We start from the raw sequence: 26705 nt of genomic DNA, 5'->3' as shown, positions 1-26705 counted from the left end.
TCCGACTCCCGACTCCCGACTCCCGACTCCCGACTCCCGACTCCCGACTCCCGACTCCCGACTCCCGACTCCCGACTCCCGAAAAAAATATTAAGAAATGTTGCGTTATCTGTAAATATTCGTTACATTTATTTACATAACTGATTACCAGAGGACCACTACGTCCTTAAGACCTTGAGCTCACAGCCAGGGATAAAGGCACACTGTAAGCGTATTGGCCCTAGGTTTTCTCCTCCCAACACAGCAAGTATCACCAGCCCCTCTCAATGGCTGGTTTTTTTATATAGCGCTACGCGCAAGGCAAGAGGCAACAGGCAACAGGCAACAGGCAACAGGGAACGTTGATCTGACTCCCCATCTCCCCACACCTCGCACACTTCCCACACTCCCGACTCCCGACTCCCGATTCCCGATTCCCGATTCCCTCACAACTTTGTTACAAAAGTTTTTAAATTATGTTATAATATTGGTTTTTTATGTTATCATAAAATTGCCCCAGACGTTAAACGTTAAACGGGAAGAGCCAGCCTGAAGATATTCCAGGCTGAAGGCTGGCTCTAGGACCCCTTATAACAGGAGATACATTAGATTATGTCCTATGCTGAACGCCTACATCCATGGGTGGTGGTGCGCCTATTGCCCAAGATGCAAAGAGTTATTGTTGCTCGGTTCCGTAAACGTTCGGATGCCGAGGGTCATATGCAGGCTCTGAAACGGCTAATGCCTGATGCTCAATTTGTGATTATATTTGATATCGGAGAGCCGATCACTGAAGAAGACTCTTAGGATTATAGGGAGTAGGGAGTAGGGAGTAGGGAGTAGGGAGTCGGGAGTAGGGAATCGGGAGTCGGGAGTCGGGAGTCGGGAATCGGGAGTCGGGAGTCGGGAGTCGGGAATCGGGATTAGGGGTAAGAAAATTGACTATACCTCATCAGTATGATCGAGCCTATACCAATTCTGGAAATTACTACTACACATTAATTTCATCTCCCCTCTCCCCACACTCCCCACACTTCCCACACTTCCCACACTTCCCACACTTCCCACACTCCCCACACTCTTGCCTCTTGCCTCTTGCCTCTCCCGAAAGAGATTATTCACGAATAAACTACCATAGCAATATATCCAGAGTACAAACAAGACACTACCACCATGCCGCGACTGAATCTGATCGCTTCTGATCAAGCTTCTGGAAATCAACAGGCTGCACCTATCGAAAGCCGTGATCACTTCGATGGGAATGGGAAAACAAAGCAGCCTCAATCTCAGCAGTCAGACCCCATGACCGGGGTAACATCAAACCAAATTGAGCTGGATTTGGAAGCAGTGAATCAGCAACTTGCTGAGGCTAGCCCTACCAAAATCGTAGAATGGGCAGCTGAAACTTTTGGTGATGGCTTAGTGATGAGTAGCAGCTTTGGGATCCAGTCAGCGGTCATGCTGCACTTGGTCACTACTGTGGTGCCAGATATACCAGTAATTTGGGTAGATACGGGCTACCTACCGGTGAAAACCTATCGATTTGCCCAGGAGTTGATCGAACGGCTCAACTTGAATGTAAAAGTGTACCAGTCTGCCATGAGTCCAGCACGGATGGAAGCGTTGTATGACAGACTCTGGGAAAAGAATGATGTAGAATCCCTCAACCGCTACGACCAAATCCGCAAGGTCGAACCGATGCAGCGGGCTTTGCGGGAACTGAACGCAACGGGATGGTTAGCAGGATTGCGCAAGCAACAGACTGACCACCGCAAGACGATGGGCTGGGTTAACAAGCAGGGAGAGCAGCACAAGATTTTGCCAATTCTTAACTGGCACTCTAGGGATATCTATCAGTATTTGACAGCTCACGACTTACCCTATCATCCCATGTTTGATGAGGGTTATACAACCGTCGGTGATTGGCATTCCAGCCGACCTTTATCCTTCGATGATCAGGATGAACGGGATACCCGTTTTCATGGCCTTAAGCAAGAGTGTGGTATACACTTGCCTGAAACTCCTGGTGAAGCTGCAAGTCTTGATTCTAGTTCGCTTTAATTTTAATAGGGAGTAGGGAGTAGGGAGTAGGGAGTAGGGAATTAGAATGCGATTGACCTTTGGTCACGCTACGCGATCGCATTCTATTCCGATAATGCCTCTACAACTAATCGGTAGAACTGGCATCTTGCCAGTTTGCTGGGGGCATCAGGCGTGGAACTGGCATCTTGCCAGTTTGCTACAGTCTAGAAATAATGCGATTGACCTTTGGTCACGCTACGCGAACGCATTCTATTCCGATAATGCCTCTACAACTAATCGGTAGAACTGGCATCTTGCCAGTTTGCTACTATCACAGATGCGATCGCATACTAGTTTAATAGTGCCTCTACAACTAATTGGTGGAACTGGCATCTTGCCAGTTTGCTACTATCACAGACGCGATCGCACTCTACTTCAATAGTGCCTCTACAATCATGCGATTGACCTTTGGTCACGCTACGCGAACGCATTCTGCTTCAACCTTAACCCTTCAACCTTGGCCTATTGGCCACGCTACGCGAACAACCAACTAACCTTCAACTTTCAACCCGATTAAACCTTCAACCCGATTAAACCTTCAACCAACTAACCTTCAACCTTCAACATGGCCAATTGGGATCCCTATCTAGAATCAATCCGTAAAACCTACGCCCAATGGTGGCAAGTTTATACCCCGACCGATATCGAAGACCGCAAGCGCAAGCAGCAGCAACAGACCCCGAGGCTGTTTGATTTTGGCCTGATGGTGCAAACCATCAAGTCGGAGCAGCCAGAAAGAAACCAAAATCGAGAAGAAACTGAACGCTTGCCTATCCTAGAAGGATTGCGCAAGTATGCTGATGACCATGTATTACTGGTGGGACGTCCGGGTTCAGGCAAATCCACAGCATTAGTGCAATTGCTGGCAGATAAGGGGATACAAGGGAAAATTCCGGTGCTGGTGGAACTGCGATATTACCAGACATCTGTGCTGGAGTTAGTGCGGAATTTTCTGAAACGCCATGGTGTACTGCTCGACTCTACCGATATCGAAAGACTATTGTTTGATGGACAATTCTGGTTACTTATCGATGGCGTCAACGAGTTACCTTCAGATGACGCACGCCAGGATTTGACTCAGTTTCGGCAGGATTACCAGAAAAGTACTCCAATGATTTTCACCACTAGGGATTTAGGAGTTGGTGGTGACTTGGGGATTCAGAAGAAGTTGGAAATGCAACCCTTGAGTGCAGCCCAAATGTCAGAGTTTGTCCGAAAGTATTTGCCACAACAGGGGGAGCAGATGCTTGAGCAGTTGAGCGATCGCTTACGGGAGTTTGGGCAAACCCCCCTACTATTGATGATGCTATGTGACCTGTTTAAGTCTATAGGTAAGATACCGTCTAATCTCGGTTTAGTGTTTCGCTCATTTACCCAGTTCTATTCTAAGAAAATCAAGCAAGATGTTAACGTTTCCGATAATCAATCAAGAAAATTTTGGCCTGAGCTGCTGCAACAGTTAGGGTTTGTGATGACAAGAGGGGATAACCCCGATAAACCCGAGGAGATCAGCGTTGCTATTGCTAAAACAAAAGCTGAAGAAATTTTAACTAATTATCTACTTAAGAAAGCTGTTGTTAATCCTAATGTTTGCGCCAGGACTTGGCTTAAGGACTTACTAAACCATCACTTGATTCAACAATCAGGAGAGTTGATTGAGTTTCGACACCAACTGCTCCAAGAATACTATACAGCAGAATATTTATTGAAGCAATTACCACGTATTACGGATCAGCAGTTGCAACAGACCTATCTCAATTATTGGAAATGGACAGAACCTCTGGTCATGATGCTGCAATTGGTAGACAATCAAGCCCAAGCCCAGCGGGTGGTAAGGTTAGGGTTAGATTTTGATTGGCAACTGGGAGCCAGGTTAGCAGGAGCAGTAAAACCGGAATTTCAGGAAGATACTGTCCAGTTGGTAGCTCGGTTAAATGTTCCGAAGTCTCTTAAGGTTCAGCTGTTGGGAGTAACTCAATCAGAAACAGCCATACCTGAGCTAATTAAATACCTGGATGATGACAATTTATACGTGCGAATAAATGCGGCAGAAGCTCTAGGGGAAATAGGGACAGAAGCAACGATTGACCCGTTAATTAAATTCCTCGATGATCCCGACCCATCTGTGCGGATAAGTGCAGCATCTGCTCTAGGGGAAATAGGGACAGAAACCAGGATTGAACCATTAATTAAATCCCTGGATGATCCCGACTATTCTGTGCGGAGGATGGCGGTATCTGCTCTGGGGGAAATCGGGACAGAAGTGGCGATTGACCGGTTAATTAAATCCCTGGATGATCCCGACTATTCTGTGCGGAAGATGGCGGTATCTGCTCTGGGGGAAATCGGGACAGAAGCCACGATTGACCGGTTAATTAAATCCCTGGATGATCCCGACTCATCTGTGCGTGAAAGGGCGGCAGAAGCTCTGGGCAAAATTGGGACAGAAGTGGCGATTGAGCCGTTAATTAAATCCCTGGATGATCCCGACTCATCTGTGCGTGGAAGAGCGGCAGAATCTCTCGGGGAAATTGGGACAGAAATGACGATTGAGCCGTTAATTAAATCCCTGGATGATCCCGACTCATCTGTGCGTGGAAGAGCGGCAGAATCTCTCGGGGAAATTGGGACAGAAATGACGATTGAGCCGTTAATTAAATTGCTAGATGATGATAACTATTTTGTGCAGATAAATGCGGCAGATTCTCTCGGTAAAATTAAGGCAGAAGTAGCGATTGATCCATTAATTAAATCCCTGAATAATCCCGAATCATCTGTGCGGATAAGTGCGGCAGATGCTCTTGGAAAAATTGGTAACAAAGTAGCGATTAATCCGTTAAAAAAATGCCTGGGTGATCCCGAATCATCTGTGCGTGAAAGTGCAGAATATGCTCTAAAAAAAATCGGGCAGAGAAGCCAGGATTGACTAGTTAAGTAAATGCCTGGATGATCAGAAACTAGATGTGCGTGGAAGGGGGGCAGATGCTCTGGGTAAAATTGGGACAGAAGGCGATTAACCGATTAATTAGATGCCTGAATGATACCGACCCATCTGTGCGGATAAGTGCAGCAAAAGCTCTGGGCAAAATTGGGACAGAAGTGGCGATTGACCCGTTAATTAAATCTCTGGATGATCCCGACCCATCTGTGGCTACAAGTGCGGCAGAGGCTCTGGACAAAATTGGGATAGAAATGGGGATTGAACTGTTAATAAAATGCCTGGATAATGATAACTCATATCTACGTGTAATGGCGGCAGAAGCTTTGGGTGAAATTGGTACAGATGCTACTATTCCTAAACTGATTAATCTACTGAAAAACGAAGAGTTTGCAGCAACTCTTGCAGCAACTAATGATCAAGATACTTTTCAGAAAACCATTAAAGCCCTTGAAGCCAGTCAAAAGCGCTACCAATTTTACAAGGTAATCGATAATCCCACAGCTACTCCCAAACCCGATAGCCCTGAACCAATTACCACTCAAACCATATACATCCTCCACCTCTCGGACCTCCACATCACCACCCCTGACGAAGCTAAAAATTGGTCAAACCAACTCGCCCAAGACCTCACCCAAGACCTTAAAATCCCTCATCTTGATGCTCTTATCCTCTCCGGTGATATCGGCAATGAGTCTACTCCTCAAGAATACAAAGCTGCACAACACTTTCTCGACAACTTTCGCAAAGACTTCCCCCTAGACCGGAAGCAAATTGTTCTAGTTCCCGGTAACCATGACCTCAACTGGGAACTAGCAACAGAGGCTTATGAGTTATGCGATCGCACAAAAGACCATGATAAACTCCAAGACAGTGACTACATCAAAGTCACTGATCAGGTGATTCGAGTCCGAGACGAAGCCAAATACCAACAACGCTTTGCCCACTTCAGTCAATTCTATCAAGCCATCAAAGGTCAACCCTATCCCCTCGACTATCGCGAGCAAGGGATTATCGACCATTTCCCAGATCAAAAGTTGCTGATCCTAGGACTAAATTCCGCTTGGCAACTGGATCACCACTTCACAGACCGTGCTAGCATCCACCCAAATGCTCTGACCAAAGCCCTGAGCGAGATTCGCAACTCAGACTACGGCAAGTGCCTGAAAATAGCGGTTTGGCACCATCCCCTGAATAGTAACGGAAGCGATAGGATTATCGACCAAGGATTCATCGAACAACTGGCCCAAGCTGGATTCCGGTTGTTCCTCCACGGACATATCCACAAAGCTGAAACCAGCCTTTTCCGTTACGACCTCAGTCCAGGTGGGCGCAAACTCAATGGAATTTGTGCTGGCACCTTTGGCGCACCGACCCTTGAACTAAGAACTGGTTATCCCTGGCAATATAATCTACTGAAAATTAACGGTAATCAGCTCACTGTCCGCACTCGCCGTCGGGAAGAAGAAAATGGTGCTTGGAAACCTGATTCACGGTGGACTCAGGGTCCAGGACAAGATGCTAAAGATCATTATTCCATTGAGTTGTAGGAAGTCGGGAGTGATGTTGTGCCAATAGCTGCTCAAATTCCTCAAGGGATTTACTCTTAAGAGAGTGATCAATCAACTGTTTCAACACAGAGATATCTTCTATTGAATTAATCGCTGCCACCAATTCTGGTGATACCGATTCAAACCGATTTTGTAAAATCTTAACCACTGTCTCTTGTAAGCTTTCCCGAGATTCTTGAAGTCCCTGTTGAAGTCCTTGTTCCAGACCCCTCTTCATTGCCCTTTCTTCCACTCGACTAATCAAAGGCATCTGTCTTTCCTCCTGATAACGTTCAAGTTCTTAATTCAGCTCCTCTTGTAACTATTCCGGTCAAGCCATGATCTAGTCAATACAGTGGCTGCAAGTGATTAATTCCATGGTGGGCAGTGGTTATCAAAACCCGCCCAGGTAATTTTATCTGTTTGATGCACTGCCCACCCTACATCAACTTCTCAACTATTCCGGTCAAACCATGATCTAGTCAATACAGTGGCTGCAAGTGATTAATTCGATGGTGGGCAGTGCTTAGCAACATCCGCCCAGCTGATTTGATCTGTTTGATGCACTGCCCACCCTACATCAACTTGGTGGAACGGGCATCTTGCCCGTTTCCATACTCTTTAATTCTCCTGACCAACCTGATGTTGTGCCAATAGCTGCTCAAATTCCTCAAGGGAGTTACTCTCAAGAGAGATATCAATCAACTGTTTCAACACAGAGATATCTTCTATTGAATTAATCGCTGCCACCAATTCTGGTGATACCGATTCAAACCGATTTTGTAAAATTTTAACTACTGTCTCTTGAAAACCTTCCCGAGATTCTTGAAGTCCTTGTTGAAGTCCTTGTTGAAGTCCCTGTTGAAGTCCTTGTTCCAGACCCCTCTTCATTGCCCTTTCTTCCACTCGACTAATCAAAGGCATCTGTCTTTCCTCCTGATAACGTTCAAGTTCTTGATTCAGCTCCAGTTCTAACTCTTCCGGTAAAGCCATCATTTGGTCAATACACTGGAACAGTTTCACTATATCGTTTTTACTATAACCTCGTTCAAAAAGTCTCCGAATCAGGTACCACTTCCATCGCTTGCGCTCCATCGGTTGTTTATGGGTAGCTTTGGTTTTCAAATGAGCCATTACCACTACTGCAAAGGGATTAGTACTCGATTCCAACACCTGCCACATTGACTGATAGTTCAGTAATTTAACAATCGGAAATTCTAGACTCAGGCGACAACCTCCCAAGCCATATTCATAGGACGATGGAGACCAAGACGCATTCTCATCCCCCAATACCGCTAAGCTAATCACAGGTTTCTCGTACAGGTCAAATGCCCTGTAATGATATTGGTACATTCGCTTAGCAAAGGTTGATTCTTTTTGGCTTTGTACCTCTACATGAATCAACACCCAAGTTTCATTTCCACTACAGAGCCAGACCTGGAATAATTTATCAGCGATTCTTTTTCCTGACTCAGCAGCACCAACTATTTGCTGTAATTCTGTATCAAGGGCTTGGGGGGTCTGATTCCAATCAATCAGAGTGTGAACTTGGGGAAAACAAAACTGCAAAAATGAATCGAAATAGGCTTGTAATGCTTCTTTCCAAGGATTGTCATAGTCAGCTATTGGTTCGCTCATTTCTATTTTTTACTTCTAGACTAATCCTAAAAACCATCTCATCAAAAAGAGATCACTGCTCTCGTTGCTGTCATGGTATTCAGTGTAGTAAATTGTATAGTAAAATAGCGGATTATGGGTAGATTAATACTAAAATTACTGAAAGCAATTTCTAGGATTTATAAAATAGGTTAAGTCCACAAGTTTAGAATTTTAGTAAATAGCTATGCAGCCAGTAAAAAGGGGAGCCAGTTGCTGATATGACTCCCCATCTTCTAAAGTTTCCTGTGTTTAACTATTCCGATCAGGTGACTGGAATTAAAAATGCGATTGACCTTTGGTCACGCTACGCGATCGCAAAAGCGCGGAAGCTGAGGCCGTAGGCCAATCGCTTTTCCATACTGTCGTTCTTTGTGAGCAGGCTTCAGCTCCAGTTTTAACTATTCCGATGAAGCTATTATTTGCTCAATTGGCTGCTAGTGATTAATCCGATGGTGGGCAGTGGTTACCAACAGCTAAACTACAGCTGATCGCTGTCATCCACTGCCCACCCTACATAAACTACTGCTAGATTAATCCGATGGTGGGCAGTGGTTACCAACAGCTAAAACCCAGCTGCTCGGTGTCATCCACTGCCCACCCTACATCGACACTTATCCCTTAGTCTCCAAACTCATCAAAAAACAACCTACGGCTACCTAGGAATAAACCAGGGCTATTGTCTCCAGTGGAAAAAGCAGTGACTCCAAATAAATAAGAACCACTAAACTCAGGATTTTCCTTAGCTCTAACCGAAACTGTAATGGTTTCACCAGGAGCAACCGGTGGATCAAACACAACAGTTACTTGATCCGAGTTAGACGATTCACTTCCCCCAATATTAGCCAAAGTCAGGGATGAGCCACCAGCAAAAGAATCGCCCACAAATGCACGACTCTTTCTCGGATCAAAATTGACTTTCTCGATATTAGTTTTATTCTGGGTAATCGTTACAGCTTGCAAAGACTCTCCAGCATCTTCCGGTAATCTGAGGGTGAATTGGTACGTTGCTGGCACCCTTACTCTAGTAAAGCTCGTAGCTGCCCTAACTAAACGCGGAGCACGATTAAACACAGTCTTACCATTACCGATTTCAATCGTCTTAGCAGGTAAGCCATAAAGAGTAGTTGGTAGCAATATACCCAATAAAAAAGCACCAGAGCCTATAAGACGAGCCTTAGTTAATTCCCAACGTGCTATAGTGTTAGTCATCTGAATCACCTCTAATCAAGAAAGCGTCCGAAAGAAATTGACTATTTAACAAAAAATTGTTAATTAACCAATACCCTTCAAGGATAACTACTCTACCGGACTTAATCTTAAGTATCAGACTCTTCCGTTAAAATTACGTGATATCTACCTTAGAAAACCATAATAAAACCGAATATAGCTTTGCTCATACCTATTAGATACACAGAATTTTTTACCACTTCCAACTTCCCTACTCCCCACTCCCTACTCCCTAATCCCTATTCCCTTAACGCCAGCCAAACCAACGCATTACTGGCACTAGCAGGTAATAACTCACCCCTAGCCAAAATCCTTGTAATATAGCCAAAATAGCAAAAAAAGTCATCGGGTGATAGAAATCCAGTTTACCGGTTCTAGAAAAGGAAAAGATATTAACCACAAATCCTGCTGGCAATAGATCAGATGACACTAGACCCCCAAATACGCCACCAGTTCCTGCTGCCACCACTAAGGCATGAACAAGATTATGACTGGGTAGCCCTAATCCTAGTACCAGGAGCATTACTGTAACCGCAGTAATCCATGGCAGCAACCCCTGGTCAGGTACATAAGACAGCAATAATAGCGTAGGTACCGTTGCCTGCCACATCAACCATCCCAGGCTATAACCAAAAATACCCATTATCCCTGCCACTAAAAAACGCCGCTGCTGACCAAAGCCTCTTGCAGCCGTCAACCCCCAAGCTGTACCTAAGCCAGCCGCCGCAAACAATAGCATTTCTTGCCACATTGTTATTTGTAGCGAAGGCAAGATCATAGACAGTTCCCCAGAGAGCCAATTTGTCACTTTCTCCCCAAGACTTGTCCAATTCAATACCATAAACCCAACCGTTGCACAAAAAACTCCCCCAAAAGCTCCGAGGAACATCTCCCAGGCACTATCGAGACAGGCTAGTGCGATGGTGATCACTACTGCTAAAAATAAATGTTTTACGGATGTGATCGAGTGAGTCAAGCCTGTCACAGATTGTCTTAGTTTACGGCTAGATAACCCCAGAGCAGCTACCTGATTTCCTTGAGACGAATACACTGGTGCTGAGGAAGGTACTGGTGCTGGGATAGGTTGGTAACTAGTGCTAGGAGTCATACCTAGACGCAGATGAATCTCAATCGTAGTTGTTGGTCTTTGTTGGGGTACTACGCTGAGCATTTCATCCAGCAAGTCCGCCAAGTCATGACTTACCACTGCCTGCTCTCGCCATCGAAATTCACCAGTTACTGGGTCTTGTAAATCCTTCAACTCAATACCCGTCAGTAAATGAATCATGGTTCGGCTGAGGGCATAGAAATCAGCAGGCGGTCCAATTGCTCTACCAGCTATCTGTTCCGGTGGAGAGTAACCTGGAGTAATCAACCGAGTCGAATCGTTCTGAGAAGACTCAGAACCCACACTCAATTGTTTAGCTCCCCCAAAATCAATCGCCACTAGCTCTCCCGTGGTTTCCCGCAGCATTAAGTTTGAGGGTTTGATGTCACGGTGAATCACTCCACAACTGTGCAAGACCTGTAAAATTTCTGCTGCCTGGTAGAGCCAGTCCCGCACTAATATCTCTGGACATCCCTGAGGATGATCTGTGAGCATTTGCTCCAAGGTTGAACCGTTGATTTTTTCCATCACCAAACAGTGCAGGTCCTGTGGCTCAAGACCTAGATCAACGACAAAATAGCTATCTTGGTCAACTTTGGGAATGCCTGGATGATCCAGACGTTGCAAAACATCTGCCTCTTGCTGAAATAGCTGCAATACCTTCGGTTTAGTATCTAGCAATACCTTCAGCACCTTTTCTGTATTCGACCGCAAATCCCAAACGGTGTATATGTTGGCAAATCCTCCTGAACCCAAGAGCTGGAGAGGTAAGTAGCGATTCTTGAGCTTTAACTTTGCTCCACAACCATTGCAAAAGTTGTTATCCCTTGGCTGAGGGTAGGGTGCTGGGCAATTGGGATTAATGCAATGAATTGATTCAGCAACAAATAGATGCACAATACAGCTCAAGAGACATTGTGATTTGATTTTATCGAACTGAGGAATTTTCTGATTAGTTATGAGTGGTTTTTGAATTGAAATTTTGATGAAACGACCTTTACGTTTGTCCTAAGCACCACTGGCCGGAAAACTGCCACCGATAAAGTGAATATCACTGAAGGTTTCGATCCACAGACGAGCTCCACAATCAAGAGGGTTATCCGGCTGATACACAATCCTACACGGACCGAGGATTTCTACCTGGTTGCCATAGGTATTGTCGCCACTTCGTTTTACCGAAATCACTGGCAGCCGCTCTTCACGGCTTTTGTGGTTATTGGAGCCAATCCGATTACGATTGACATTAATTTTCGCTAAAGCAGGAGGACGACTTTTACGCCAAGTTCCTTTCGGTCCCCGGTTCTTCTTGGTAATTTGTGGCAGATAGTTGAACAGGGGAATAATCCAGAACTTACCGCTTTTATAAGCACCCCTTACTCTACCGGAGTCAAGCAATTGCCGTAATCGTCGAGGAGAAATACCCAACAGAGATGCTGCTTCAGTAGTACCAACACACTTGTTCATAAGTTAATTTTCCTCTCACTTCCTTTACTCTTCCGATATCAGTATTATAACGAATCATCAAAGAATTGGCAAGGACACAACCCAGATTTAGGTGTTAGGTTTTAGGTATTAGGTTCTGGGTTTTGGGTTTTGGGTTTATTACTTATTCCTAGTATTTAAACCTAGTTAGGACTTAAGCCTAGTACCTAATGTCTAATCTCTAAAGCCTAAAGCCTAAAGCCTAAAGAAATAGACCACTAAAGTACTGGACTACTATGGCCACCTATCCCGGAATTTCCAGCGACGCCTTCAAGCACCCCCTTGACCAACAAGCGGAGCAAGCTTTACGCAGTGTCCCTGGTTTTGACTTAGTTTCTCGTAAGTTTGTGGAATTTCTTTACGAGCGTCCCCAGTTTGTCTATCTTATGGGCAACAGTATCCAAGTCGGACCGCGCCAGTATGCTAATATTTATCACTTATTCCGAGAATGTGTTCGGGATTTAGATGTAAATCCCGAACCAGCCCTATTTGTTAGTCAAAACGCTCAGGTTAATAGCTATGCTTTAGGTCAAGATAATCCTTACATTGTTATCAACACTGGCTTATTAGACTTACTGAATGAAGCAGAAATCCGTACTATCCTGGCTCACGAATTAGGACATATCAAGTGCGGTCACACCATCTTAATTCAGATGGCGATGTGGGCAATGAATGCTGCCTCTATGTTAAGTGAAATGACCTTTGGCTTAGGGAATATCGTCAGCACTGGCTTAATTTTCGCCTTTTATGAATGGCGTCGCAAAGCTGAATTATCCGCTGACCGTGCTGCTTTACTAGTGATAGATGACCTGAAGACTGTGATGCAAACGATGATGAAAGTGTCTGGTGGCAGTGCTAAGCATCTACAGGAATGCAGTCTTGATGAATTTATCCGTCAATCAGAAAATTATCAAGAACTAGACCAAGACAGTCTGAATCAAATCTATAAGTTCTTACTCTATAATGGTGGTATTAATCGTCAATTTCTGAGCCATCCCTTTCCAGTTGAACGCATACACTACCTGCGAAAGTGGGCAATTTCAGAGGAATATCGTCAAATTTGTCAGGGTAATTATCAACGTGTTACCAAAGAGGGAGCAGTTGACGTTGACTCGAATCCACCATCGAACAACTCAGTGAATGAAGCGGAACAGTTGCAGCGTCAAATCCAGGAATTGCAACGGGAAATTAATCGCATTAAGAATAAGTAAGAGGGAACAGGGAATAGGGAACAGGGAATAGTGGAAAGAGGTCGTATTCATAAAATTTTGTTAGGTGCGCTCTTACCATTAATAATTAAATTCGCCACGGGTCGCACCTGTTGAATAGGCTAATTTTCCTGTCTTGGAATCAATAGCAGTAGAGTGGGCATCCTGCCCGCCCAAAAATAAGCATGAAACTGGCAAGATGCCATTTCCACACTCAAAAATAAGCATGAAACTGGCAAGATGCCAGTTCCACGCCCGAAAATAAGCATGAAACTGGCAAGATGCCAGTTCCACGCCCGAAAATAAGCATGAAACTGGCAAGATGCCAGTTCCACGCCCGAAAATAAGCATGAAACTGGCAAGATGCCAGTTCCACGCAAGATGCCAGTTCCACGGGTCGCACCGCTCCCGATTCCCGATTCCCGACTCCCGACTCCCGACTCCCTACTCCCTACTCCCTACTCCCTGCTCCCTTTGCTCCATGTTGAGAATACCAGGCACAGAGTGCTAAGTGATGTACTTCTAACCAAGAGCAGTTATTGTCCTTGGCTAACTTAGCGCAATCTTGGTATTCTGGGTGGACATTCATAATCGTTTTGTGAGGTGAGCGATCGCTCCAAGCCACTTTCACACTAATTTGGCCATACTTAGTCTGTACCTGCTGGATTTCCCGAGGTAAGATCGCTCGTTGCTGAGTTAGACGTCGCACTCCTAAGGTAGTGGTTTCTCGGAATAATACTGCCTGACAGGCGTCTAGATCTTGAGGATGACAGATGACACTGAGCAGGATACCTGGTCGAGATTTCTTCATGCCAATAGCTTGAGTAAACACATCCACAGCACCAGCGTTAAATAACTCTTGGAATACATAGCCAATGGCTTGAGGATTGAGGTCATCAATTTGAGTCTCTAGCACTGAGATAGTTTCTAGGGAAGAGTTAGCAGAAGAAGAGTTAGCAGAAAGGGGTGACTGGTGTAGGGTTTGTGGGGGTAAGTTTGACGGTTTAACCTTGAACTTGCTAAGCTTGAAGGCTTCTGACGATTCACCAATCCACAATCGCAACATATTGGGAATGGGTAATTGTCGAGAACCAGCACCATTACCGATTTTTTGGATAGTCATTGCTGGTGGTGAACCAAAGCTAGTGGCTAAGGTAACGGCAATCGCTGCTCCCGTTGGTGTTACTAATTCCCGCTCAATCCCATTACTGTAAACTGGCACCTGACGGGATTCCCACAATTTCAGTACTGCTGGTACTGGCACCGGTAGCCGACCATGAGCTGCCCATACTGTCCCACCACCAGTGGGCAGTGGAGAACAATAGATTTGGTCAATTCCTAGCCAATCTAAGCCTAAGCAAGTACCAACTATATCGATAATGGCATCAGTAGCGCCTACTTCATGGAAGTGAACTTTTTCTGGGGAAATACCATGAACAGCTCCTTCGGCTTCTGCTAGTTTCCGGAAGATAGCAAGAGTCCACTGGGATACTCTTGAGGGTAATTTTCCTGCTGTAATAAATTTTTCTATGTCTGGTAAGTGTCGTGTGGGATGATGATGATGATTCTGCTCAGGTGTATTGATCTCTGTTATGCCTGACCTGTGTTGATGGTGGTGTTTATGGCCGTGTTGATGGTGGTGTTCATGGCCGTGTTCCTGTTGATGGTGATCATGCTTATAGTTTTGATCTAGTAAATCTACATCAACTTTGGTTGCCAACTGACCATTGTGGTGTACTTGGCTAAGTCTTAAGTGATACTCTTGCTCAATTCCGAGTGCTGCTAGCTTTTCCACTAAATATTCCCACGGTACACCCGCAGAAACTAGTGCTCCTAGGCACATATCACCAGCAATTCCAGTGGGACAATCTAAGTAAGCTAGCTTTGTCATTCTAGATCTTCTTGATTAAGACAAATTAATTAAAACAAATTAATTAAGACAAAAGGATTTGGAGCAATTCATCCCCCACAAACCCTACAGGTCTAGATCAGGGAATTATGGCCGGATCTTGCTAACTATACTGACCTCTGAGTCAGAAAAAGCCAAACTGGCAACACACTTAGGTGGCAGTAGTTTTTAATCCTTTGGCAGAACCGTTTCTATGTCTGGCCTTGGTGAATTTTCCCAAGGTTAGGCTTTAGCAATTCAATATTGAGGAATTCAACAATATTTATGGCTACTATTTATACTATCCATCCGGAAACACCTCAAATACGTCGAATAGAGAAAATAAGAGAGTATCTCGAAGATGGTGCAGTGATGCTCTATCCCACTGACACTGTCTATGCAATTGGTTGTGATTTACATGTGAAGTCCGCAGTGCAACGAGTTAGGCGTTTGAAGCAACTATCCAATGATAAACCCCTGACGTTTTTGTGTTCGTCTCTGTCCAATATTGCTAAATATGCTCGGGTAAGTGATCCAGCTTACCGAATTATGAAGCATTTGATTCCCGGACCGTATACGTTCTTGTTACCAGCAACCAAGTTAGTACCTAAGCTGGTGATGAGTCCCAATCGTAAAACTACTGGTATCCGAGTCCCAGATCATAACGTTTGTCAGGCGTTGCTTTCAGCTCTAGGTCATCCAATTATTTCTACCTCGGCTCATCTACCCAATCAGGATGGTGACACTCCGACGGTGGGATTGGAACCGGCTAAACTATTTGATGCTCTCGATGGTCTCGTAGACATCATTGTGGACAATGACTTAGAACCGGGATTTAAAGTCTCAACTATCCTCGACCTGACTGGTTCAGAACCGATGATGGTGCGGCAGGGTTTGGGATGGGATAAAGCGATCGCTTGGATTTAGCTAGTGCTTTAGCTAGTTATTTAGCTAGTGATTAACTAGTCAGCTCAGGTTGGGTCATGAGAGTATCAAGCACCCTATGACTACAAGAAAACGTTAGTCGTTTACGGAAAAGTCATCACTAGTTCAGTCAGTTTCTGGATTGACCACTCCTCAGGTTTTGGTCATCCTGAATCAGCTTGATGCTGGAAAGTCTTGAACGCTATATCTAGTAAGGATTTCAGCCTTAGGTAATCCGACGGAAACTACAGGAGTGCTGGGGGTCACAACTAGTCAGCTTAGAGTAGTCACACACTCACCCGACCAGGGCTAGACTCACGAGTCTACATTTAGGGTGGACAAGGACAAAGGACAGCGGACCACTCCAAGGTTTGTAGATCACATTCACACACATTTCCTCTGTTGCTTGTTTCATGGCAATTCTGTGAATCTATTTTTGGGGGCAATACCATGCAAGTCAAAACTGTTACTAATAATCAAAATTCCGCTACTAATAATCAGGCTCCGGAAATTACTCTAGATCATCAAACCCAAAACTTGACCCAGGTCTTAGTGGAGGAAATCCAGTCGGAAATTGGAGCTAAATCCAGGAGTATTCAAGCCGTTGCCCACCGGATCACCTTGGAGGTAGAACGGATTTGCACTAAGAGCGATCGCATCCAGAATTCCGGTGAAATTGATACTTGGAAGTTTAATCTAGCACGTCACCGACTGCACAAATGTCTTTCATACTACAAACTAGGTTCTCGGCAGGGTCGTGTCGAACTCCATAGTAACCTCAGTACCATGGTTTATCGCCATGTGGCACCGTCCCAATCTCAGTTAAACTTTTCCGCTCGATACAATTTGATTGAGGACTTTTTACAGGACTTTTACGCTGAGTGCCTCAAAGCTTTCCGCCGGGAAAATCCTGTGGATTCTGACTACACTCCCCGTACCCAGCTAGAACTAGCGGAGTACATGGGCTTTAGTGAGCAATATGCTAAGCGGCGCATTACCCTACGTGGTCGCGGTAGCCAGCAGTTGATTGTACTCAGAGCACAAAGCTTTGCCCGACGGCAGCCTAATGAAACCCCTGTGGATATTGAACAGGCTGTGGAGTATGGTAGGGATGAAGAAGCCCAAGAGCACAACCGTTCAGCTACTGCACAACAGGTACGCTCAAACCTGATTGAGAAAACCATTGACCCCAGCGATGCTGTTTTACGCGATCGCATTATCTCCGAGTTGATCAAATACCTAGAGTCTAACGGTCATAATGACTGTGCTGATTATCTGGTGCTAAAGCTGCAAGACCTGGCTGCACCAGAGATTGACGAAATCATGGGTTTAACACCCCGTCAGCGGGATTATCTACAACAGCGCTTTAAATACCATGTAGAAAAGTTCTCTCGTTCAGCTCAGTGGAAACTGGTACACCAATGGCTAGGAGCAGACCTGGATCAAAAACTAGGGATGTCATCGAAGCAGTGGGAGGTCTTTGTGGCCCAACTCGATAGCCAACAGCTAGCGTTACTGCCCCTCAAACAGGCGCAAAAGAGTGATCAAGAAATTTCCAAAGCCCTCAAGTGTACCCAAAAACAAGTGCAAAAGCGCTGGACTAAGGTTTTGGAACTAGCTTGGAAGACTCGTAACTCAGAAATTCGCCATGGCAATTAGACTTACATCTCCTTCTGGAACTAAGTAAGGAGGAGAGTTAGGTAAAGCTTAAGTAGTTAAGCCAACACCGACAAAGTATTAAGTTTGCTAAGGTTATGTTAACAACTGAAAACTCGTACCGCGTATTTCTATTTATTTTTATTCTAGGTTTTAGGCTAATGGAGTTCGGGATTAGGTACAGCAGGGGCAGTTGACAGCCTCCGTTCTCAAGTCGGGGCGCTTCATATGCTTGTCAGAAGCATAGAGCGATTTAACCTAGAGCGATTCAACCTAGAGCGATTCAACCATTGGCCTAGACCCTTAAAAGTATTTCGCGGCTGCAGATCCAATCTGGTCAATCAACCAATAGTCATTACAGTAAGTATCTATGGTAGTCAATATTGCTCAAGGGTCTGCTTCACCAAAGATAGCAGCAAAAAATCAACAAGCTCTCCGGCAAGTGTGGGAAACGATTGAGCCTGATAGCTGTCCCTATCGCTACAATTTCCATATGCACACGATTTACTCTGATGGTCGGCTCAAACCGGAAGAGTTGATCAAGCAAGCAATTACCATTGGTCTTAAGGGATTTGCCATCACCGATCACCACTCCGTTGCTGGTTATCAAGTTGCTCAAGCTTGCATAGAAAAATGGCAGCAGGAGCCATCTTTCTGTGATTCATTACCCCACTTGTGGACTGGTGTCGAAATTACCGCCAACCTCCTCGATGATGACATTCATATCCTTGGCTATGCTTTTGATCCAGAACATGCTAGTTTAAATCGCTATCTGACTGGAACCGCACCGACCGGTAATGATGCTGAGGCTGGTGCAGTGATTGATGCTATCCATCAGGCCGGTGGTTTAGCAGTGTTGGCTCATCCAGCCCGTTACCGTAAGTCAGCAGATGAGTTAATTACTGCTATAGCCAACTTAGGGATTGATGGTGTTGAAACTTACTATGCCTACACCAATCCTGAACCCTGGCAACCTAGTCCAAAACAAACTAAGCAGGTGAAACAGTTGAGTGCTACCTACAATCTATTTAATACCTGTGGCACTGATACTCATGGGTTAAGCTTGCTCAAGCGTATTTGAAAGAAAGATCTCATTAGACTCCTTTGCTTGTAGTTAATTTAGGGAGCAGGGAGCTTCGGAGCAGAGGATCTGGGCAGAAATAAGAGATAACTTCGGAATAGGTAAAAAATCCTGGCTAAGCAGGTGCGCAAAATTAATTACACATTTTACCAAACTCAAAGTCTTACAATGTAAAGGTTACAGAGATTGGGAGTAGGTAATTAATTCTGCGATCGTTGCTTATATATCAGTTAGCAGCTTTGCCATCAAAAGAAGAACAATTTCCCCCCAACCCATCCACAATGGCACAGGTATTGCTAGTAATCATGCCAATATAATTTCCAGTATCACTCCCTTTTTCTCCTAGACCATCAGCCAATAACTTTTGGTCTGAGAGTTTAACCTTTGCTTCTCTGGCGACAGTGCCAATAACCTTATCATTTGCTGTTACTTCAGCGAAAATTGTTGGTACCTTACTTTTCTTAATCTTCTGTACCAGTTCTTTCACCCGTGCTGCTGTCGGTGCTTCTTCTCCGCTAATCCCTTGCAACGCATCAGAATCAGAAAAACCGTAAGCGTTAATGTAGTACCCTAGGCCATCATGGGTAGTAATTAGTTGGCGTTGCCCTTTGGGTATGGTGGCAACTTGTGCTTTGACCCAAGCATCCAACTGTTCAAGCTTTGTGGTTAGCTGTTTGGCATTCTTAGCATACAATTCCTGATCATCTGGGTTAAGTGCTGCCAGTTGGCTACGAATTACTTCCACCATCTTGATAACATTTTGGACATTATGCCAAATATGGGGGTCGGGCTCTAGTTCCTCATCACTGTGAGCTGATCCTGTCTTTTCTTCCTCATGGTCATGGTCATGGTGATCATCATGGTGATCATCATGGTCATCCTTATGGTCATCCTTATGGTCATCCTTATGGTCATCCTTATGGTCATCCTTTTCTTGCTCGTGATCATGGTGGTGATGTGCGTCCGCCATAATTGGATTAGGCACAGCTTGATCATGCACTGCTATTTTAGGAGCTGGTGTATTAGTGGCTTGAACTAATTTAATAATTTCTGGTTCAAAGTCGTAGCCACCGTATAGAACTAGTTGAGCTTGCTCTAGGGCTTGGCGAGCTAAAGTCGTAGCTTTGTAGCTATGAGGGTCTTGACCTGGTTCAATCAGACAGGTCATATCAATGGTATCTTGGGCGATTTCTGTTGTTAAGTCACAAAGCACACTGTAGGATGCTACCACTAGTGGCTTATCTCTTGACGAGGTTTCGGTGCTTTGACTACAACCACCTAGTGCTACCCCAAGGGCGAGAGCAGCACTAGCTAAGAGCGTCCGAAGTTTAACTGGTAAGGGTTTGAGCATAGATCGACCCGTTTAAATTAGTAGCTATCAAGAACAAGAATCATTTTACAAGGCTTATGCTGAGAACGACAATCAGTTGCAAACACGCTACACTATGATAGCGGTAGTCGTTCTCACAAAACCTAATGTTAGAAGTCCATAACCTAGGAGTCTGTTACCGAGACACTTGGGCTATTTGTGATATATCCTTCTCCCTCCAGCCAGGACAATTAACTGGCTTACTGGGACCCAATGGTGCTGGTAAAAGTACTATGGTGAAGGCGATGCTGGGACTAATTCCAGCAGTGAAGGGGGTAGTGAAATTGGCAGCCCGTCCCCTGAGGAGTCAATTAAAACGAGTCGCTTATGTTCCTCAGCGATCGCAAATTGATTGGGACTATCCGATTACGGTATGGAATGTAGTGATGATGGGTCGTACAGTCCACACCGGTTGGTTTAGGTCTCCTAGTCGTCAATCTAGAGAAATTGTTAAGGATGCGTTAGAACGGGTGGGCATGTTCGAGTATCGCCACCGTCAAATTGGCGAACTCTCTGGTGGACAGCAGCAGCGGGTATTTTTAGCGCGGGCTCTAGCTCAACAAGCCGAGTTATTATTTTTTGATGAGCCATTTGTGGGCATCGACAAAAAGACGGAAGAGATTATTTTTGAGGTTTTTAGTGAACTTAAATCCCAAGACAAAACGTTACTAGTGATCAGCCATGACTTAGGAGAAACCTTAGCTCATTATGATCAACTCCTGTTATTGAATAAGCAACTGATTGCTGTGGGTTCAAGGGCCCAAGTGCTGACACCAGAAAACCTGAGCAAGGCTTATGGTAAGGTGATGACTTTGCTCACAGATTGAGGGCTGAGTGTTGAGTGCTTAGTTCTGAGTGCGGAGTGCGCTAACTCGGTCAGTCCCAAAGTCCGAGAGTCATACCTGTTAGGGTTCATTGTTCACCAATGAACCCAACCTAATATATACTGATCCTTGCTGGGCTGGAAAATTGATCAAGCAGGATATCACAGGACTCATGACTGACTCTCAAACTGGTCGGATGTTGCTTTCCCATAATTTTGAACTATCAGACGATAGTTTTCCTGAACTAAACCGGGAAGAATTTACTCAGGTATTTGCTGAAGGATTAAGTAACTATCCATCGTTAAGCTGTCGTAAATTAGATCATCCCCATTGGATGGTTGAAATTTTATTCCCTACTCAAGAGTTTACCCCACCTCAAGTTGGAGAATTGTGCGCTAAAGCTCTAGACGAGAAGCGGATTAGTCAAAAAAAGGGGAATTTTCTGCCAGATATCTTAATATTAGGAGGTTTAAAGAAAACTCCACCCTTAAGTAATTCTCCTGATACTCTCCAAACGGGAGAATGGGGAGTTGATGTTGTAGAAACTACCTCAGCAGCTCAATTTTTAACAGCCCTAGGATGGGAAGAAAAAACAGCTGGTAAAACTATTGAGAATGTTTTCAAGATTGAAAAAATAAATAATACTGCATCCTAACGTTACAGCAGTTTTAAATTGGGTGAGGTACAAATTATTTGCTTTTAGGGAGCAGGGAGCAGGGAGCAGGGAATAGGGAATAGGGAATAGGGAATAGGGAATAGGGAATAGGGAATAGGGAATAGGGAATAGGGAATAGGGAATAGAAAAAAAATCTGTGTACCTGATAATAGCTAGGAAAAGGCTGTAACTTGCTTATAATTAGTTAGTTATAATTATAGAGATCCTAAATGAATTGTGAGAATTTTTTATCGGAATTTCCCGACTCCCTACTCCCTACTCCCTACTCCCTATTCCCGACTCCCTACTCCCTACTCCCGACTCCCTACTCCCTACTCCCTACTCCCTACTCCCTACTCCCTTAGCTCCGAAGCGCACACGCCACTGACCATTGAGACTGAAATTTCGACCTCCGGTTCCACTGCCTGTTGGGGGCATAACAATTATTTCTCCCTCTGACGTGCGTTCAATCCGTAAATCTCGATTAATCTGACAAAATTCAAAAAACTGATCATCATCCATGTCCAATGCTGGGGGCATCTTCAGCACAATCGGATTAGTTTCAACAGGTTTGGTGGCTACTGTCATGATTGAGCTACTTCCCGCACAAAAGAGTTTCTTCTATTATAATTACTGGTATTTATCTACCCCATCGGTTTGGTACCGGTGGGGTTTGGTTTGGTTCTAGCTTACTTTTAGGTGCGACCCGTGGCGAATTTAATTCTTGATGCGGAAAGCGCACCTTTGACTTCTGACTTCTAACTTCTGACTTGCGCGTAGCGCTGTATGTAGTTTTCAGCAATCCTACTGACTGAATTCTACCCAGTTATTGTCTTAAACCAGCAATCAACTTGGTAGACAAGGGGATTGCTTTATCTATCTGTGTCTTTTTAAGCTAAAAAGTCAGCAGTGGTTCTACCTATTTGTAAGCATTCAGCAGTCAGCGGTCAGCCGTCAGCTATTTTCTTCAAAAGCTGTTCGCGTAGGGTGCGCATAGCGCATAGGCTGATAGCTGATAGCTGATAGCACCTCAAGTAGCGTGCGTGGCACAGGCTTCTAGCCTGTGAGGTAGCCCTAATCGCTGTTCGCTGATAGCTGAATGCTTACACCTATTTAAGACTGATGACAGGAAAAACTTGGCTGTCTTAAAACCTCGTTGGCTAAATTGCAACGATAGGTTCCAATGGTGAATAGGAAACATAGAGGGAATTGATGATGAGCCAAGATTTACCAAAGCCAGGGAAACTGAAGCTCCTTGTGGTTGATGACCACGAATTGATGCTGGGTGGAATAATCGACACCCTACGACGGAAGTATCCAGAAGCGGAAATCCTAACAGCTCAAACGTTCCAGAGCGCTCTGGAACAACTGGAACGATTTCAGCTTGACCTTGTTATTGTAGATCTTTCCATTCCAGAAGCCTCTGAGAATACAGCTAAAATCGATACGGGCATTAAACTTTTGCAGATAGTGATGAAGCAGTACCCCAACCTCAATCTTGTGGTGCTCAGCACTTACCTCAAAGCTCTGGTGCGGATTAAGGATGAGATTGACGAGCACAAAGGGGGTTTCACGGTGGTAGATAAGGGTTTCTCCGGTCAGGTTATGTTAACTAGAGTTGACTGGGCATTGCAGGGATTAACCCATACAAAAGATCTAAAGATGCTCAAAGGAGAAGTCAAGCCAGAGTGGCTGGAGGTACTCACCCTAGCATTTCATGAGGAATTGCAAGATAGGGCAATTGCTGAGCGTATGCATAAAAGTGAACGAACTGTGGTTCACTACTGGACGAAAATTCGAGACGTTCTGGGTGTTTATCCTGAAGACGGGAAGAATCTCCGAATTCAAACTGAGATGCGAGCCAGAGAAGAAGGGTTTATTGATTGATATAGCGGTTTTCAATTGGCTGAGGTACAGATTCCTGGGTTTTAGGGAACAGGGAACAGGGAACAGGGAATAGGGAATAGGGAATAGGGAATAGGGAATAGGGAATAGGGAATAGGTAAAAAATCCTGTGTACCTCATAGTTATAGCGATTTGCAGATAAGTTAATTATTAAAATGAGGCAAAAAAGATAAAGTCCACTTCTTAATTTACAAGAATAAATAACTTAGGTTAGATGCCAACTGATCTATTCCCTATTCCCTGTTACCTGTTTCATAAAAAACCATAAATATATACTTAACAAAGTCGCAAACCGCTATCTTAAAAACGCTGTAAATTAAGCAAGGGTAAAAACTGTTGTTGCTAAGTATTTGGCCAAAAATAAAACACAAAATTGCTACCTGGCGTGGAGGAGAACTGCCAGGAATTGCAGTGATTGGACTGGTAATGTTCGCCCGTCTAAATGGGTCACTTCAATTTAGTGAGTGGATCACCCTCGATACTTTTCTGCGCCTGCGTCCTTCTGAACCTATGGATGAACGGGTTGTCATTGTTGGCATTGATGAAGAGAATATCCAGGATGTAGGAACCTATCCCATACCGGATCAAGACATTGCAAGGCTGCTGCGGACATTGCAAACCTACAAACCCAGAGCAATTGGTCTTGATATTGTTCGGGATCTACCAGTTGAGCCAGGTCACGAGCAACTGGTTGAAGCCTTTGAGGATATCAAGAATCTGATTGCCATTGAAAAAGTATTACCAACTAAAATTAAGCCACCACCCGGATTTCCCCCGGAACGGATTGGTTTCTCAGATGTTATTCCAGATCAAGATAGCAAGCTCAGGCGCAGTATTCTTGGGATGTATAGGGATGAAACTAGGAGAGAATATGTATTCTCCCTGGCTTTACTGCTGGCGAAAGCTTATTTGGGTGCTGAGAGGGAAAAGATTGAACTTGAAAATGGCATTCACGATCCCCATACTATGCGCTTTGGTGAGACTGAGCTACCTCGCTTTTTGAGCAATTCCGGTGGATATGTGGGCACTGATCACTTTGGAGTTCAAGTGCTGCTCAATTTTCGCAGTGGTCGCAAACCGTTTAGACGCTTATCTGTGAGGGATATCGAAACAGGGCAATTTAATTCAAGTTGGATTCGCGATCGCATTGTTATTGTTGGAGTCACTACTCCCAGCATCAAAGACACTGTCAATACCACTGCCATCAAGGGTTTGAACCCTCCTGGAGAAATCTATGGGGTGGAATTTCATGCCCATGCTACTAGTCAAATTCTCAGTGCCGTTCTGGATCAGCGATCGCTTTTAAGAACTTGGTCAGATCCCTGGGAATATCTATGGATTTTAGGTTGGGGTTTTCTGGCCATGGGTCTTGGTCGGCTCACTCAATCCCCATTGAAAAATCTGTTTGGTGTTGGGCTTACCAGCTTCGCACTAGTTGGAGTTGGTTATGTGTTCCTAGTTTGGGGCTGGTGGATTCCAGTAGCACCAGCGTTGTTAATTTTAGTGATAAATAGTTTACTATTTCCTGCTTTCTATCACTATGACCAGGCTTTGAGGTCTCAGATCAATGTGCGCCAAGGGACTATCGAGGAAACATTTAATCTCATTCATAATGGTCCAATGCAAACACTAGCCTATATTATTACGCGCATTCAAAACCAGGATTTGCCACAAGACGAATTACTGTTGAAACTTAAAACTATCAAGGATGACATATGGGAGATTTCAGAATACCTCAAACAAGAAACTCCGACTCAAGAAGAAACTATCCGTCTAGGAAGTAACCTAAAACTGTCATTGAAGCGCCCAATAAGTAAGCTTTTATATGAAGTCTGTAGAGATACCCTGGAACGGAATCTTCCTTGTTTTGAGACCCTCAAGCTTAAAGTTATTAAATTTGAGCCGATACCGGAACAATATTTAACTATTGAGCAAAAGCGAAAACTCTGCCAGTTTCTGGAAGAAGCTTTGTGCAATGTCGGGAAACATGCTAAAGGAGTAACTCGTATTACTGCCATTGGCAAGCTACATGATGAATGGTACACTCTGAGTGTTAAAGATAATGGCTCTGGTATCTGTTCATCCTCTGAAAACCGAGGAACAAAGCAATGTAAAAATCTGGCGAAACAACTAGGAGGAACATTTAAGCGAGAGCCCCTTTCTCCCCAAGGAACTCTGTGCGAGTTAACCTGGCCTCTAGCAGGTCGTAACTGGAGTTTTGCCAAAGTTAGCTATGGCTTGAAAACTCTTTTTTTGAAAGGTTTGAAATATATCAAAAAACGATAAAATTACCTTAATAAAAATCTCCTCTATCTCCCCATCTCCCCATCTCCCCATCTCCCCATCTCCCCATCTCCCCACACTTCCTCTAATTATGGGTATTCAACCTGACTTGATCTAAGTAAATTTTGCGTAGGGTGCGTTAGGGGTGGGATTGCCCTGATTTTCCGCCTCTTTGCCAGCGTTGAAATAGCCCACCCCGTAACGCACCACCGGCTCAAACTAAATAATCTAAAGTCTCTGCAAATTTTCCTGACCAGAGGAACTTTTATCATGTCTTGATGCAGGCTCAAACTAAATAATCTAAAGTCTCTGCAAATTTTCCTGACCAGAGGAACTTTTATCATGTCTTGATGCAGTCGCTCATGGAGAGCCCAATTATAACTTCTAACTTCTAACTTCTAACTTCTAACTTCTAACTTCTAACTTCTAACTTCTAACTTCTAACTTCTAACTTCTAACTTCTACTTGGTGGTGCGTTACGGGGCGGGCTATTCCAATACTGGCGCTCGAAAAAATGAGGGCAAGCCCGCCCCTAACGCACCCTACATTCTAATTTCCCGATTCCCAATTCCCGATTACCAATTCCCGATTCCCGATTCCCGATTCCCGATTCCCGATTCCCGATTCTCAATTCTCAATTCTCAATTCTCAATTCTTAATTCCCGATAAGTCTCAAAAATAAAAAAAAATAGCCGTAGAAATACTATCCACGGCTATTTCAACTCCACAATAAGTTCGTTGAAATCGCTATGTCACTAAGTTCCCAAACGGAACTTGATGTGATTCGATCTGATTGACCTTTGCTAGGGGGGGAAACCCCCCCAGAAATTTAGCGATGCAGCGCGGTCTTGGGGAGGCAGCGCGGTCTTGGGGGTTCCCCCCATGAG

General features: G+C 44.5%; 28 protein-coding genes. 19 read left to right on the top strand and 9 right to left on the bottom strand.

Features of this window, described 5'->3' with window-relative positions; translation table 11 throughout:
* The first annotated feature begins 214 nt into the window (after positions 1-214).
* A complete protein-coding gene (locus F6K51_RS05280; protein ID WP_293018639.1) occupies positions 215-532 on the top strand; it encodes a hypothetical protein in 318 nt (105 codons plus the stop codon).
* A gap of 59 nt (positions 533-591) precedes the next feature.
* Entirely contained in the window at positions 592-786 is a 195-nt protein-coding gene (locus F6K51_RS05275; RefSeq protein WP_070395662.1) for a hypothetical protein, read from the top strand.
* Between the two features lie 135 nt (positions 787-921).
* Here F6K51_RS05275 and F6K51_RS05270 read toward each other — a convergent pair whose 3' ends face one another.
* Entirely contained in the window at positions 922-1101 is a 180-nt protein-coding gene (locus tag F6K51_RS05270; protein WP_293018635.1) for a hypothetical protein, read from the bottom strand.
* Positions 1102-1281: 180 nt separating this feature from the next.
* Here F6K51_RS05270 and F6K51_RS05265 point away from each other — a divergent pair, with 180 nt between their 5' ends.
* The 5 genes from F6K51_RS05265 (at position 1282) to F6K51_RS05245 (ending at position 6549) form a co-directional block, all read left to right on the top strand.
* Entirely contained in the window at positions 1282-2040 is a 759-nt protein-coding gene (locus F6K51_RS05265; RefSeq protein ID WP_293018643.1) for a phosphoadenylyl-sulfate reductase, read from the top strand.
* Between the two features lie 94 nt (positions 2041-2134).
* Positions 2135-2305: a hypothetical protein gene (locus tag F6K51_RS05260; RefSeq protein ID WP_293018633.1), complete on the top strand. Its 171-nt coding sequence runs from the start codon at positions 2135-2137 to the stop codon at positions 2303-2305.
* Positions 2306-2381: 76 nt separating this feature from the next.
* Positions 2382-2555 carry a hypothetical protein gene (locus F6K51_RS05255; protein ID WP_293018631.1) on the top strand — a complete coding sequence of 58 codons (174 nt, stop codon included), beginning with the start codon at positions 2382-2384 and terminating at the stop codon, positions 2553-2555.
* 71 nt (positions 2556-2626) lie between these two features.
* Complete coding sequence (locus F6K51_RS05250; protein WP_293018629.1) at positions 2627-4987, top strand: HEAT repeat domain-containing protein; 2361 nt, start codon at positions 2627-2629, stop codon at positions 4985-4987.
* 56 nt (positions 4988-5043) lie between these two features.
* Complete coding sequence (locus F6K51_RS05245; protein WP_293018627.1) at positions 5044-6549, top strand: HEAT repeat domain-containing protein; 1506 nt, start codon at positions 5044-5046, stop codon at positions 6547-6549.
* Here the strand turns inward: F6K51_RS05245 and F6K51_RS05240 are convergent.
* Both F6K51_RS05240 and F6K51_RS05235 read right to left on the bottom strand, forming a co-directional pair.
* On the bottom strand, positions 6521-6820 hold the full coding sequence (locus F6K51_RS05240) for a hypothetical protein (protein ID WP_293018625.1): 300 nt from the start codon (positions 6818-6820) through the stop codon (positions 6521-6523). The two genes, F6K51_RS05245 and F6K51_RS05240, sit on opposite strands and share 29 nt — an antisense overlap.
* Positions 6821-7170: 350 nt before the next feature.
* Positions 7171-8187, bottom strand: coding sequence for a transposase (locus F6K51_RS05235; protein WP_293018623.1), 1017 nt, complete (start codon positions 8185-8187; stop codon positions 7171-7173).
* 239 nt (positions 8188-8426) lie between these two features.
* On the opposite strand from F6K51_RS05235, the gene F6K51_RS05230 reads away from it, so the two are divergent.
* Positions 8427-8549: a hypothetical protein gene (locus F6K51_RS05230; RefSeq protein ID WP_293018621.1), complete on the top strand. Its 123-nt coding sequence runs from the start codon at positions 8427-8429 to the stop codon at positions 8547-8549.
* A gap of 277 nt (positions 8550-8826) precedes the next feature.
* Here F6K51_RS05230 and F6K51_RS05225 read toward each other — a convergent pair whose 3' ends face one another.
* The 3 genes from F6K51_RS05225 to F6K51_RS05215 form a co-directional block, all read right to left on the bottom strand.
* Positions 8827-9417, bottom strand: coding sequence for a DUF2808 domain-containing protein (locus tag F6K51_RS05225; RefSeq protein WP_293018619.1), 591 nt, complete (start codon positions 9415-9417; stop codon positions 8827-8829).
* 265 nt (positions 9418-9682) lie between these two features.
* Positions 9683-11452, bottom strand: coding sequence for a serine/threonine-protein kinase (locus F6K51_RS05220; protein ID WP_293018618.1), 1770 nt, complete (start codon positions 11450-11452; stop codon positions 9683-9685).
* A 99-nt stretch (positions 11453-11551) separates the two neighbouring features.
* A complete protein-coding gene (locus tag F6K51_RS05215) occupies positions 11552-12007 on the bottom strand; it encodes a helix-turn-helix domain-containing protein (protein WP_293018617.1) in 456 nt (151 codons plus the stop codon).
* Between the two features lie 254 nt (positions 12008-12261).
* Here F6K51_RS05215 and F6K51_RS05210 point away from each other — a divergent pair, with 254 nt between their 5' ends.
* On the top strand, positions 12262-13236 hold the full coding sequence (locus F6K51_RS05210) for a M48 family metallopeptidase (RefSeq protein WP_293018615.1): 975 nt from the start codon (positions 12262-12264) through the stop codon (positions 13234-13236).
* A gap of 78 nt (positions 13237-13314) precedes the next feature.
* On the opposite strand, the gene F6K51_RS05205 is transcribed toward F6K51_RS05210, so the two are convergent.
* Positions 13315-13554, bottom strand: coding sequence for a hypothetical protein (locus F6K51_RS05205; protein WP_293018613.1), 240 nt, complete (start codon positions 13552-13554; stop codon positions 13315-13317).
* 1 nt (position 13555) lies between these two features.
* On the opposite strand from F6K51_RS05205, the gene F6K51_RS05200 reads away from it, so the two are divergent.
* A complete protein-coding gene (locus F6K51_RS05200; protein WP_293018611.1) occupies positions 13556-13744 on the top strand; it encodes a hypothetical protein in 189 nt (62 codons plus the stop codon).
* Here the strand turns inward: F6K51_RS05200 and larC are convergent.
* On the bottom strand, positions 13685-15124 hold the full coding sequence (gene larC, locus F6K51_RS05195; RefSeq protein WP_293018609.1) for a nickel pincer cofactor biosynthesis protein LarC: 1440 nt from the start codon (positions 15122-15124) through the stop codon (positions 13685-13687). The two genes, F6K51_RS05200 and larC, sit on opposite strands and share 60 nt — an antisense overlap.
* Before the next feature lie 282 nt (positions 15125-15406).
* Between larC and F6K51_RS05190 the strand changes: the two genes are divergently transcribed.
* From F6K51_RS05190 to F6K51_RS05180, 3 genes are all read left to right on the top strand, one after another.
* Positions 15407-16048: an L-threonylcarbamoyladenylate synthase gene (locus tag F6K51_RS05190; RefSeq protein ID WP_293018607.1), complete on the top strand. Its 642-nt coding sequence runs from the start codon at positions 15407-15409 to the stop codon at positions 16046-16048.
* A gap of 447 nt (positions 16049-16495) precedes the next feature.
* Entirely contained in the window at positions 16496-17704 is a 1209-nt protein-coding gene (locus F6K51_RS05185) for a HetZ-related protein (RefSeq protein WP_293018641.1), read from the top strand.
* Positions 17705-18071: 367 nt separating this feature from the next.
* A complete protein-coding gene (locus F6K51_RS05180; protein ID WP_293018605.1) occupies positions 18072-18782 on the top strand; it encodes a PHP domain-containing protein in 711 nt (236 codons plus the stop codon).
* Positions 18783-19008: 226 nt separating this feature from the next.
* On the opposite strand, the gene F6K51_RS05175 is transcribed toward F6K51_RS05180, so the two are convergent.
* Positions 19009-20133, bottom strand: a complete 1125-nt coding sequence (locus F6K51_RS05175; protein ID WP_293018604.1) for a zinc ABC transporter substrate-binding protein — start codon at positions 20131-20133, stop codon at positions 19009-19011.
* 125 nt (positions 20134-20258) lie between these two features.
* On the opposite strand from F6K51_RS05175, the gene F6K51_RS05170 reads away from it, so the two are divergent.
* The 6 genes from F6K51_RS05170 (at position 20259) to F6K51_RS05140 (ending at position 26487) form a co-directional block, all read left to right on the top strand.
* On the top strand, positions 20259-20978 hold the full coding sequence (locus F6K51_RS05170) for a metal ABC transporter ATP-binding protein (protein WP_293018602.1): 720 nt from the start codon (positions 20259-20261) through the stop codon (positions 20976-20978).
* 169 nt (positions 20979-21147) lie between these two features.
* Complete coding sequence (locus F6K51_RS05165) at positions 21148-21630, top strand: DUF2656 domain-containing protein (protein ID WP_293018600.1); 483 nt, start codon at positions 21148-21150, stop codon at positions 21628-21630.
* Positions 21631-21867: 237 nt separating this feature from the next.
* A complete protein-coding gene (locus tag F6K51_RS05160) occupies positions 21868-22089 on the top strand; it encodes a hypothetical protein (RefSeq protein ID WP_293018645.1) in 222 nt (73 codons plus the stop codon).
* Between the two features lie 753 nt (positions 22090-22842).
* Positions 22843-23517, top strand: a complete 675-nt coding sequence (locus tag F6K51_RS05150) for a response regulator transcription factor (RefSeq protein WP_293018598.1) — start codon at positions 22843-22845, stop codon at positions 23515-23517.
* Positions 23518-23871: 354 nt separating this feature from the next.
* A complete protein-coding gene (locus tag F6K51_RS05145) occupies positions 23872-25821 on the top strand; it encodes a CHASE2 domain-containing protein (protein ID WP_293018597.1) in 1950 nt (649 codons plus the stop codon).
* Between the two features lie 468 nt (positions 25822-26289).
* On the top strand, positions 26290-26487 hold the full coding sequence (locus F6K51_RS05140; RefSeq protein WP_293018596.1) for a hypothetical protein: 198 nt from the start codon (positions 26290-26292) through the stop codon (positions 26485-26487).
* The last annotated feature ends 218 nt before the right edge of the window (positions 26488-26705 follow it).

This window comes from Moorena sp. SIO3I8, from assembly GCF_010692325.1.
In the GTDB taxonomy this organism is placed as follows: domain Bacteria; phylum Cyanobacteriota; class Cyanobacteriia; order Cyanobacteriales; family Coleofasciculaceae; genus Moorena.
This window is presented reverse-complemented; position numbering and strand designations above follow the sequence as displayed.